This window comes from Dyadobacter frigoris, from assembly GCF_005280585.1.
GTDB classification, from domain to species: Bacteria; Bacteroidota; Bacteroidia; order Cytophagales; family Spirosomataceae; genus Dyadobacter; species Dyadobacter frigoris.
The window spans coordinates 25,032-36,408 of sequence record NZ_SZVO01000016.1; the positions used below are offsets into that span (position 1 = coordinate 25,032).

8 protein-coding genes are annotated in these 11,377 nt (G+C 39.6%); 5 read left to right on the forward strand and 3 right to left on the reverse strand.

Translation table 11 applies throughout. The features are described 5' to 3' along the window. Window positions 1–110: 110 nt before the first annotated feature. Window positions 111–2,462: an ABC transporter permease gene (locus FDK13_RS27300; protein ID WP_137343198.1), complete on the reverse strand. Its 2,352-nt coding sequence runs from the start codon at window positions 2,460–2,462 to the stop codon at window positions 111–113. Window positions 2,463–2,746: 284 nt separating this feature from the next. On the opposite strand from FDK13_RS27300, the gene FDK13_RS27305 reads away from it, so the two are divergent. Continuing rightward, window positions 2,747–3,325: a Crp/Fnr family transcriptional regulator gene (locus FDK13_RS27305; RefSeq protein ID WP_137343199.1), complete on the forward strand. Its 579-nt coding sequence runs from the start codon at window positions 2,747–2,749 to the stop codon at window positions 3,323–3,325. A gap of 41 nt (window positions 3,326–3,366) precedes the next feature. On the opposite strand, the gene FDK13_RS27310 is transcribed toward FDK13_RS27305, so the two are convergent. Then, entirely contained in the window at window positions 3,367–6,063 is a 2,697-nt protein-coding gene (locus FDK13_RS27310) for a TonB-dependent receptor (RefSeq protein ID WP_137343200.1), read from the reverse strand. Window positions 6,064–6,251: 188 nt separating this feature from the next. Between FDK13_RS27310 and FDK13_RS27315 the strand changes: the two genes are divergently transcribed. Continuing rightward, window positions 6,252–7,106 carry an SDR family NAD(P)-dependent oxidoreductase gene (locus FDK13_RS27315; protein WP_137343201.1) on the forward strand — a complete coding sequence of 285 codons (855 nt, stop codon included), beginning with the start codon at window positions 6,252–6,254 and terminating at the stop codon, window positions 7,104–7,106. 65 nt (window positions 7,107–7,171) lie between these two features. Here FDK13_RS27315 and FDK13_RS27320 read toward each other — a convergent pair whose 3' ends face one another. Beyond that, window positions 7,172–7,765 (reverse strand): 2OG-Fe(II) oxygenase, encoded by a 594-nt coding sequence (locus FDK13_RS27320; protein ID WP_137343202.1) that lies wholly within the window; start codon window positions 7,763–7,765, stop codon window positions 7,172–7,174. Between the two features lie 243 nt (window positions 7,766–8,008). On the opposite strand from FDK13_RS27320, the gene FDK13_RS27325 reads away from it, so the two are divergent. From FDK13_RS27325 to FDK13_RS27335, 3 genes are all read left to right on the forward strand, one after another. Next, the gene (locus FDK13_RS27325; protein ID WP_137343203.1) at window positions 8,009–8,347 is read left to right on the forward strand and encodes a PadR family transcriptional regulator; all 339 of its coding nucleotides are present in this window, start codon (window positions 8,009–8,011) and stop codon (window positions 8,345–8,347) included. Next, the gene (locus FDK13_RS27330; RefSeq protein WP_220417435.1) at window positions 8,344–10,992 is read left to right on the forward strand and encodes an ABC transporter permease; all 2,649 of its coding nucleotides are present in this window, start codon (window positions 8,344–8,346) and stop codon (window positions 10,990–10,992) included. Before FDK13_RS27325 ends, FDK13_RS27330 begins: the two co-directional genes overlap by 4 nt. A gap of 106 nt (window positions 10,993–11,098) precedes the next feature. Then, the gene (locus FDK13_RS27335) at window positions 11,099–11,368 is read left to right on the forward strand and encodes a TIGR03643 family protein (RefSeq protein WP_137343204.1); all 270 of its coding nucleotides are present in this window, start codon (window positions 11,099–11,101) and stop codon (window positions 11,366–11,368) included. Window positions 11,369–11,377: the final 9 nt, after the last annotated feature.

The following is an 11,377-nucleotide window of genomic DNA, read 5'->3' on the forward strand; positions in this document are numbered from 1 at the left end:
ATTTTCAAAAGCTTTCAAAAATTCAGCCACGAATACACAAATTTTCATGAAGTAACATTAATGAAAAATTCGTGTATTCCTGGCAAAATAACAAATAGCTAAAACGTAATTTATTCTGATTTCAGAGATTTTACGGGATTCATCAAAGCAGCTTTAACACTTTGAAAGCTCACCGTGAACAAAGCGACACTAACGGCAATTCCACCCGCGAGCATAAAAATGCCCCAGGATAAATCGATATGATATACAAAATCTTGCAGCCATTTGTCCATTACGTACCATGCAAGTGGCGAAGCAAGAACAATAGAAACCAGAATCAGCTTAATAAAATCTTTCGAAAGCAAAGCGATTACACTGGCAACATTGGCGCCCAATACTTTTCTGATCCCGATTTCCTTGGTACGCTGTTCGGCCGTAAAGGCTGCTAAGCCTAATAGTCCAAGACAGGAAATGACGATGGCCAATATTCCAAAATATTTGATCAGCGTATTGACAATCATTTCTGAACGGTACATTTTTTCATAATCCTCATCCAGGAAATGGTAGGTAAAAGGATAGTCAGGATTAAATGAACGGGTTATTTTTTCAACATAGGCTATCGCCTCTTTTGTTTTTCCGGGTTTGGTTTTGATCATCATATATTCCGTGTTCAGGCCTTTATAATTAACCAGAATAAGCGGCTGAATAGCCTGATGAAATGAACTAAGATGGAAATCTTTCATGACACCAACGATGGTTCCTTTGCCCATCCAGAATTTCACCTGTTTCCCTACCGGATCTTTCATTTTCATCATCTTGACTGCCGCTTCGTTGACAATATAATTAGCGGTATCCGCAGCAAAATCCTTGGAGAAATCCCGGCCATCCAGCATTTCAATATTCATCGTTTTGGCAAAATCATAACCAACAAAAGTTGCGCTGACGGTATTGACCAAATCCTTGTCACGACCATCCCAATCCAGATCACCGGAGCTTCCCTGAATATTTGTCGGCATAGAACCGGTTGTGGTAGCCGAGGAAATGAAAGGAGAATTCAGGACTTCCTGGCGAAAAACTTCAAGTTTGTTATATAAATTGCCTTCCAGTGAAATGTAAAGTACATTTTCCTTATTCAGTCCCAGGCGTTTTGTTTGAATATATTTCATCTGACGGCCAATAACCAGCATGCCTATAATCAGGAATATTGAAAGTCCGAATTGAAAAACCACAAGCCCTTTTCTTAGAAAAGCACCTTTGTTGGTAAATGTCAGTCTTCCCTTTAAAATTCTAATGGGCTGTAAGGAAGAGAGATACAAGGCCGGATAACTGCCGGCAACCATTCCTGTAATCAGCACCAGAGAAATAATTGAAAGCCATAAAACCGGATCCAGCGCTTTAAGGCTGATCTGTTTTTGAACTACTTCATTAAATGCCGGCAACAGACTGATTACGAAAACCATGGCTAAAAGTGCAGCAAGTCCGCTTACAATCAGTGATTCTCCTAAAAACTGCATCACCAGAAATTTTCGTTCCGCACCCACGACTTTTCTGACACCCACTTCCTTAGCTCTTTTGACGGAACGTGCAGTAGACAAATTCATGAAATTAACACAGGCAATCAGCAAAATGAATATAGCTACTATGGAAAAAACACGTACATATTCTATCCGGCCACCGGAAGGCCTCAGATTTTCATATTCGCCGTAAAGGTACAGATCTTTTAAGCCCTGAAGAATCGGGAAACTTACAAACTGTGGAGGCATATTTTTCTTAATTACCTTTTTGATGATTGCATCAGCGTGGACGGGATCAGCCTGCGGGTTAAGACGAACAAATGTTTTGAAGCTGAAATTTCCCCAGGTTTTCATCCAGTCCTGTTCCTGAACTTTAAAATTGATAACCCAGTCGAGCTGGACTGAGGCATTTTGCGGTATATTTTCGAAAACCGCGCTAACAGTATAATCCTTTGAGTTGTCCATTTTAAGTGTTTTTCCAACTGCATTTGAACTGCCGAAATATTTTTCTGCCAGTTTTCGTGAAATTGCGATGGAGGTTGGCTGTTCAATTGCGGATTTTGCATTACCATCTAAAAAGGGTGTTTGAAATACCTTGAAGAAATCCGGTGTAGCATAAATCCCATTTTCCTTGGTGGATTTTTCACCAACTTTAACGAGTAAATCTCTATTCCAGGTTATTTTGGTGAGTGCTGCAACTTCCGGTACTTCTTTCTGAATAACTTCCGACCACGGCCCGGGCGTTGCTTCTCCTACAATTTTTTCGCCTTTCCAATCAGAGCCTGCCCGAACCAGATAAATTTGTTCGAGGTCGGGATAGAAACTATTGTAGGAAATTTCGTCTCTTACCCAAAGCCATATCAGCATACTGCACGACATGCCCAGCGCCAGGCCAAAAATATTGATAAACGAGAAAAGTTTATTTTTCAATAAACTACGGATCGCGATTTTAAAGTAATTTTTGAACATGGCCGGAAAGTGTTAGAACTTTATGTAAAGGATTGAATTTCAGGGATAGGACTGCCTGTGATGCACAAATTATGTACCAAACTGAGTATTGTTTTTTAAGGGTCTGAAAGTCAAATTGTTATAATGGATACCTGTTTTTGGAATGTTCATTTTTGAACAGTATTTTAACGTAAATGAACGCAGGCATCGTTAGATTTTCAGGTAGCAGGAACATTCTTGAATCCGAAAATGTAATAGAAATAAGTATCTTACTCGTCCGGTTTCGCTAAAATTAATTCGCATTCATGTTATCCGTTTTTAAAAAATACCTTACAGAAAAAGCCACGCTATCCGAGGAAGAATGGGAGATTATCGCATCCGTTTGTATTGTAAAGAAAATCAGGAAACAGCAATTTCTTTTGGAGCAGGGCGAAGTTTGGCGGTATAATGCATTTGTTTGTGAAGGATGTTTGAGAAGATATAGTATTGACGATAAAGGGATTGAACATATAATCCAGTTCAGTACCGAAAACTGGTGGGCAGGTGACCGACAAAGTCTGATGCATGAGACGCCGTCGAAATATAATGTTGATGCCATTGAAAATTCGGTAGTAATTCTGATTCGGAAGGCAGATTTTGAAATAATCTGCAAAAAAATACCAGCCTTTTACGAGCTTTCAAATGCGATATTACAGAGAAGTTTTAACGCTTCACAAGAAAGAATAAACGCAGTGATCAGTTTGACTGCGGAAGAAAAATACCTCAACTTTTTAACTTCATTTCCGGGTTTGGCCAATCGTGTTCCCCGTCATATGGTGGCTTCATATCTGGGTATTACGCCTGAAACGCTTAGCAGGATAAAAAAACAGGTTATGGGAAAATGATTTTTTACTGCTCCTTGTTTCGATTTTAAATCAAAATTATTCTAATCAATAACCTGAATGACGGCTTCGGAGTGGATCGTATTTCCTCTATTGGTAATGCCCTCAACAACGACCCGGAAATTCCCCGTTTGTTCGGATGTGAAAAAAGAAAGCTCAGCGGGTACATGGGTGGATATTATTTCAACACGAGGATTCCAGTAGAGCGTTGAACGATTATCAGCACGACTTGCATCTGGCTTGAAAATATCATAATCCGGTTGTGGAAAAGGCATTGTCCGGTCAAACCCTTGCGCACCAAAATAGGATAATGCCCTGGCATCAACTTCGTTAGTCTTTTTTGTGAAAACGCTAACAAGACCATTAGCGCCATTTGCTCCCTGGTTGGCGGTGATCATGCCGTTGACTTCAATATGATCAATCATAGCGGGATTAAGTTGGAACAATCTGTTACCCGCAGTTTCACCGGTAACCATCACATTGTCAATATACAGGTTTGGTTCGTTCGGACGTCCGTCTCTTCCGGTTATTGTAAAGCGATTCCATATTAAATACCAGTTATTATCCTCGGAAATTAATTTGAAACCCGGAACCTTGGCCGCAATAGCTTCGGCCGCACTGCCGAAATTTCCCATACTTTGGCCTTTAATATAGAAATCCGGATTTGCATATCCATTCTCCTGTTTAACTATTTTGCTGCCTGTTACCTTAAATTCTTTGAGCAAAGTGGCCCGAAGTGTATCATTAGAATTGTAAATACGAGGAGTCGCAAGAAATTTATGCTTCAAATTAGATACGGGTAGTTTCTCGGGAAGATAGGGCGAGTCTTTGTTTACGATAATAACTTTCCCTTCCGAAGGCTGAAAAACGAATTTCGTGCTATCATAAAACGTCAGATTTTTCAGAGAAAATTCGCCATTATTGGTTGTGGAAGCCTGGTAAATTCCACCCATATTTTCAGGAATCAAGGTCAGTTTCGCTTTCTTCGGTTTCCCTTTTTTGTCCTGATAAATTCCTTCCAGCGAAATACCCGATTCTATTGGATATTTAAAATCCGGAGCTATTTCTTTGGGCATGGCCGACATCTCAAAATCATTTTTGATACCTGTCGATTCTGTTGTCGGAATAGTCAGCTTTTCGTCCAGTACGGTAACGGAAAAGCTGCCTTTTTCCAGATTATTTAAAAGGGCGCTGTCGAGTCCAATAGTCATTTTGACCTTACTTTTTGTCTTGTAGTCCGTTTTATCAAATTTTATTTTTAGCAAATTATCAGCAACAGGTTGGGAAGAGATTCCATCTATACCTTCTGTCGGACTTAAAATTACAACAGGTTTATAAAAGAACTGCTCAATACCATAGTTTCTCATCCATTGTGTATACGCCCTCAAAACATAGTTTCCAGGCACTATTTTCGAAGAAATTTGTATGGATCCCGCCGCTCTTCCGCTATCGATCGGGATAACAAGATTTTTACTGATTGTTTTGTCAGCCGCAATTAGATCAACATATAAAACCTTGCTTAACGTATCCATAAGCCCGGGAGTGTTGTAATTCATGAAACCGCTGAACCAGATATTTTCTCCGGGATAATAATAAGGCCGGTCGGTTTGCAGATACACTTTTTCCTGAAGGCTTTTTGCCAGCAAACTTTCTGGCGACTGGACTGTAATGATACTACCCGGCTTGTAATCAAACGGCAGCATTCCGGATACGCGCCCATCGGCCATAGCGCCGGAAATAGCAACATCTGTAGGGTTCAAAATGGTGCCTTCTTTATTGATCAGGACGTAGCCATTTCTCACTTCAAGCCAGCTGACGGGATTGCTGACATCCATATAAAAACGATTTTTGGTATAATCCAGTTTGTTATGAACCTCCATTTTATCTTTCACACCAATCCGGAACTCATTGATTCCCGATAGGCGGGCAACCATGCCTGTTGTATCATAAGGCAAAAGATTATGCTTTATTTCCAGACTGAAATTATCGCTTCGGGGGCTTCCTTTTAATTTATCTTTATACAAAACAAAACCATGTTTGCTCATGTTGCCATCCAGTATGGACTTCATCAGAAATTTCGCAGAAGCCCGGTAAGCACTTTCCCGGTTTTTCATCCAGGTTGCGGCCACGGACTTATCGGTTGTTTCCATTTCTGTAAACCTGATATTACCTACAATAGAAAATTCAGTGGCCGAAAAGCCGAATTTTTTTAACTGAAAGAAGAGTTTGTAGCCTAGTATATTGTTTTCAATTTCCAGCGGAATAGGCGCTTTGGCGGTCATAGCATTGTTTTCCTCAGTAAAATCAAGTACCCAGGAATTGAGTATTTTGCAATTGGCGGTATTCCCAAAGAAAACTTTCTCGAATTTTTTTAATTGCTTTTCCCAGTTTTTATCTCTTCCGGATTTTATAGCAACTTCCAATAATTGCTGGGAGTCGGCGGTCAGTGAGATAGTTAACGGATTGTTACCAGTTTCCTTCACTACAATTTTCAATTGCTGAGGAATGTACCCTATGAAGGAAAAAACAATTTCAGTTGAGCCTAATGGCAGATTTGGCAGAACAAACTTACCGGATGTATCAGTTGTGACACCGATGGTTGTGTTGTTGATATACACATTGGTAAAAGGCAGCGGTTCCAGCGTTTTAGCGTCAATTACACGGCCGGAAATTTTTCCTGTTTGTGCAAATACATTACTGAAAATAAAAATAAAGAGGATGAGGAGTGAAACGTGCTTCATATATTATGATTTATGACATCAATATACGTCAAAATTCTCTGTTTTCTTTAAGCAAGTAACTATAATTTATTTGCTTAACCGGGAAGTCGTTTTCTTGATATTTGTCAAGACCGATTGTATCATTTATCAATGGAGCGGGCCTATCTGCCGGGTAACTTTGTATCAACAAATTTAAACAGCGATACAAAATGTCAAGTATTATTTTAATAACAGGAACAAGTACAGGTTTTGGTAAATTGATGACTATAACCTTATCAGAAGCAGGTCATACCGTGATTGCGGGTATGCGCGGCGTAAATGGCAAAAATGCAGAACCGGCAAAAGAATTATCCGCTTTGCCTAATGTTGAGGTTGTGGAACTTGAAATAACCAGCGAAGAATCCATTCAAAAAGCAGTGGCTCATACCTTGGCCAAATATGGTAAAATTGATGTATTGATCAACAATGCAGCCGTTTCAGGTTTTGGGCTGCTGGAAGCTTATTCTATCGGGCAGGTTAAAAATATGTTTGATGTAAATTTCTTTAGTGTATTGAGAACTTACCAGGCAGTTTTACCATCCATGCGTCAAAATAAAAACGGCTTGATTATCAACATTACTTCCGGTGCAAGTGGACACACTTTGCCATTTATGATTCCATATTTGGCTTCAAAATTTGGCGTGGAAAGCATTACGGAAGGTATGCAGGATGAATTGAGCGATTATGGAATTGAAAATGTCAGCATTCAGCCAGGCGTTTATCCAACTGAAATGAATAATGGAAGCAAATCCGGAATGAGTGCTGACAAGCTAGAAATTATTGAGGAATATGGTAACGCAGCCACTCAGAAATTCAATGCTTTGGGCGCAGCTTTATTTGGAAAAATGGCAACTTATAATATGAATCCGCAAACCATTGCCGACGGTGTGTTAAAACTTGTCAACATGGAAATGGGGACGAGACCTTTACGTTTACCATTGGATGCCATTGCAGAAGGAACTGATATTGAGTTTATTAATGCCAGGGCAGAAATAAAAAGCAAATGGGTAGCCAAGTATAATTAAAGTTAAGTTTTATAACAAAAAATGTCCTTGCTACATCGGCAAGGACATTTTTTGTTATATGTGCCTCAGTTAATTTTCAGCCATCCGGTAATGCTCATTCTGGGTTTGTTAGTCAGCAAAACTTCATGTTCCAGTTCACTGCTTTTGAAAAAAACGCTTTTCCCGTTATTTGGGGATATATTTTGTAAGTTATCTTCATGGTGAATGCATAATTCTCCGCCGTCATTTTCCTGCCAGTCGGCGTTCAGGTACATGATCATGGAATATTGCCGACTGCTGTTGTTTTTAAACTGATCAATATGTTTTGTGTAAAAACTGCCTTTTTCGTACATCGTATAATGGAATTCGTACCCTGTGATCCCGGTGTAACAAGTGCTGTTCAGGTGACTGATAAAACCATCCATCAGATCGAAAAAGTCATTTTCAAAGGGATCGTTATGCTTGCGGTCGAGCCAGTAAATTTTATCACTTCTTACCAGTTTGTTGTGGGAAGAAGTGATATCATTCCCGGTCCCTGCCGACAAGAGCCGTTTTCCTGAATACAATTCGTTCAGGTTATCTTTCAAATGTGCAGCCAGTGACGGGCTTAAAAAATTTTCTGCAATGCCCACCTTGTTGTCTATGAAACTGTCGATGAGGGTATTAAAGATATCTACCAAGCAGATGTGGAGAAGAATGAATTTAGCAAAATGCCCTTTATGTAAGGTACGTCTTATTTATGGTTTATTAACCTGAAATAATCCACTCGGAAAATACTGTACGTTCGCGAACTGAATTGTTCGGAAATGAACAGTTTTTGATTTTTACAAATAAGTTAATGTATTGATTATGAGTTGTTTATAAATTTAAGAACTTCTGGCAGGTTATTTGTACGACAAAATAGAAACTAATCATTCTGGCGGATGAAACGAACTTATTTGGGTGAATTTGAAGAAATAGTATTGCTCATGGCAGTCATTCTGGATGAACATGCTTACGGAGCGACAATCAATCAGGAAATCGAAGAGCGAACCGGGCGCAAAGTTACCTTCGGGACGGTTCATAACACCTTGATAAGATTGGAAGAAAAAGGATTTCTAACGTCACGTCTTGGTGGCGCAACTACGGAAAGAGGAGGGCGCCGGAAAAGGATTTTTACGGTGACTGCCTTGGGCAGCCGTGCACTTCATGATATTCAGCAGTTGCGTAAGGAACTTTGGGAACTCGTGCCTCCAAATGTAATTCAACTGAGCAGTTTATGAAATCTTCAAACAAAAACTATCCGCCGCGCTGGATTGAAAGATTGTTAACCTGGTTTCATCCCGAAGAAACCAGGGAAGAAGTATTAGGAGATCTGGAAGAATTGTATGCTTACTGGTATGGGGAAAGGGGAAGCTATTATGCAGCCTTCCGCTATATTTTTAGTGTATTTTCTGTTTTACCTCCGTTTGTTCGTCGTCGAAAACCTGCACATAAATATTCAAAACCTTTAATTTTTCATCCGGATATGATACAAAATTATTTTAAGATCGCTTTCCGAAATCTGCAAAAGAATAAGCTGTATTCTTTCATTAACCTGACGGGCCTGACGCTCGGTCTGGGAGTGGCCATTGCTTTGTTCTGGATTGTAAGGTTTGAATATAGTTTTGATAATTATCATTCAAAAGCTGACCGGATTTATAGAGTTTCTTCTACTGATAAATTTGGAGCGGAACAATCCCATATACCTCAGGGTGTAATTAAAGCACTTAATACGCAAATCCCGGGTGTTGAAATGGCAGCGAACTTACAAGCCGTTAGTTCGGCCAGTATTAAAGTGGGAACTGAAATATTTGACCAGAAAAATGTTTTCTTTTCGCCCCCCCAAATACTGAAAATTTTGGACGCCAAATGGATTGAGGGCTCACCGGAAAATTCTTTGAGCGCCGTAGGAAATGTGGTTCTGGATGAAGAAACAGCTAAGAAATTGTTTCATGGTGATGATGCTATGCACAAGACTTTTCGTTTTGATAATCAAGTGGATCTGACTGTTTCCGGAATTATTAAGAAGGTGCCGTCCAATTCTGAATTTCCTTTTCAAATGATCATTTCGAGAGAAACCTGGAAGCAAATGCAACCGGAATTTCAGAATGAAGAATATTGGGGCGGGGGAGATTCCATGAATCAAGGTTTTGTTCTGATGAAGGAAAAAAGTTCTCCGGAATCAGTGAACCGCCAACTGACAAAAATGGTCCAAAAACATAAATACGAAACCATTATCAGCTCCTATGAATTGCAGCCGATTTCGAAAATGCATTTTGATACGTACAAAGACAGCTATAACTATTCCATGCCACAATGGCTGATTTACACGCTAATCAGCATCGGTCTGTTTTTGATTTTTATTGCTTGCATCAATTTTGTAAATCTTGCTACTGTTCAGGCCATTCAGCGTAGCCGCGAAATTGCGATGCGAAAAATACTCGGAAGCGGAAAAGGACAATTAATCGCACAGTTTTTCGGAGAAACTTTTGTGTTGGTTTTCATTGCTCTTCTGTTGGGCAGTTTTTTTGCCACAAACCTGATACAATATTCAGCCGAACTTATCAATACAAAAGTTGCTGATTCAGCCGTCTGGGGTTTCAGTACTATGGTTTTTCTTTTTTTTCTGGGTTTGGTTGTAACATTATTGGCTGGTATATATCCTGCTATGTTACTAACAGGATTTCAGCCGATCAAAGCATTGCAAAACAAAGTTTTTGTGCCGACAGGAAAGGGAATTTCATTGCGTTCAACACTCGTGGTTCTTCAATTTGTTATTGCGCAAGTACTTATTATCTGCACCATTCTTGGTATAAAACAGATCAGATATTTTTATGAAAAAGACCTCGGTTTTGAAAAAAGTGCAATTTTAACGATACCAATGCCGGAACGTGGAAATAATAATTTAAGAGAGCGTTTCAGGCAGGATTTATCACGTCACGCTGAAATAAAAGGTGTCACATTCGGTCTTACCACGCCCGCCAGTAAAAGAAATCACTGGTGGGGTACTGTATTAAATCCGAATTTTCAAGGAAATGAAAAATCATTCCGCATCCAACACGTGGATACAAATTATTTCAGTTTTTTCCATATTCCTTTGCTCGCTGGCCGTGGACTTACTTCCTCCGATACCACAACCGGTATGAAGACCAGTTCAGAAAATACGGATGTACTTATTAATGAGAAGGCAGCCAGAGACATGGGTTTTAAAGATCCGGAAAAGGCGCTGGGGCAGAGACTGGAAATTTGGGATGGTAAAGCGACGGTCGTTGGTGTAGTAAAAAATTATTATTCAGAGAGCCTGAAGGGTAATCTCATGCCGCATGTTTTTTTATACCGCTCCTGGAATTTTCAGCTCGCCAGTATTCGAATTGATCCTGCTCACAAAGCAGAGGCCATCCAACATATCGGTCAGGATTGGAAAGTTCTTTTTCCAAATAATTATTACGACCCTAAATTTCTGGAAGATGACATTAAAAGTTTTTATGACAATGAACAAAAGCTTTCAAATTTTCTCACACTTTTTGCCGGCGTCGGTATTATCATCGGAAGTCTGGGGCTTTTCGGACTTGTTTCGTTTGTTGTGACGCAGAGAACAAAAGAAATCGGCGTTAGAAAAGTGCTTGGAGCGACTGTAGGTAGTATTATTACACTTTTGTCAAGAGATTTTCTGGCAATGGTAGCTATTGCTTTTGTGATCGCTTCACCGTTGGCCTGGTATGTTATGAAAGTATTTCTTTCGGATTACACATACAAAATTGATATTGAAATCTGGGTTTTTGCTATTGCCGGAATCGTTACAATCGGCGTGGCTTTTTTGACAGTCAGTTTTCAAAGTATCAAAGCCGCTTTAATGAATCCGGTCAAAAGTTTGAAATCGGAATAATTGGATTAATCCGGTTTCCGGAATACAAATTAATATTGTATCCTGGCCTGGGATCCGAGTCCTGTTTGCATGGTTTTTGTATCAGTTTAAAAATAAAAAAGAATTTATGACCGCAGAAGAAACCGATAGAATAATTGAAATGGCCTGGGAAGACAGAACGCCATTTGAAGCCATTGACGCTCAATTTGGAATATCCGAAAGCAAAGTGATTCAATTGATGCGAGGCGAATTAAAACGAAGTAGTTTTAATTTATGGAGAAAGAGAGTCAACAGCGGAATCAGTCAGAAACATCTGCTAAAAAGAGACTCTGCCATAAACCGTTTCAAATCCAAAATGCAACGAGCCGTTTCAATGAACGCTATTAGTAAACGTTAGATATGAGCG

Bases quoted from the DNA above. Each gene is read 5' to 3' on its own strand.
- FDK13_RS27305 (WP_137343199.1), top strand. From the start codon at position 2,747: ATGTTATCCGTTTTTAAAAAATACCTTACAGAAAAAGCCACGCTATCC.
- FDK13_RS27300 (WP_137343198.1), bottom strand. From the start codon at position 2,462: ATGTTCAAAAATTACTTTAAAATCGCGATCCGTAGTTTATTGAAAAAT.
- FDK13_RS27335 (WP_137343204.1), top strand. From the start codon at position 11,099: ATGACCGCAGAAGAAACCGATAGAATAATTGAAATGGCCTGGGAAGAC.
- FDK13_RS27310 (WP_137343200.1), bottom strand. From the start codon at position 6,063: ATGAAGCACGTTTCACTCCTCATCCTCTTTATTTTTATTTTCAGTAAT.
- FDK13_RS27330 (WP_220417435.1), top strand. From the start codon at position 8,344: ATGAAATCTTCAAACAAAAACTATCCGCCGCGCTGGATTGAAAGATTG.
- FDK13_RS27325 (WP_137343203.1), top strand. From the start codon at position 8,009: ATGAAACGAACTTATTTGGGTGAATTTGAAGAAATAGTATTGCTCATG.
- FDK13_RS27315 (WP_137343201.1), top strand. From the start codon at position 6,252: ATGTCAAGTATTATTTTAATAACAGGAACAAGTACAGGTTTTGGTAAA.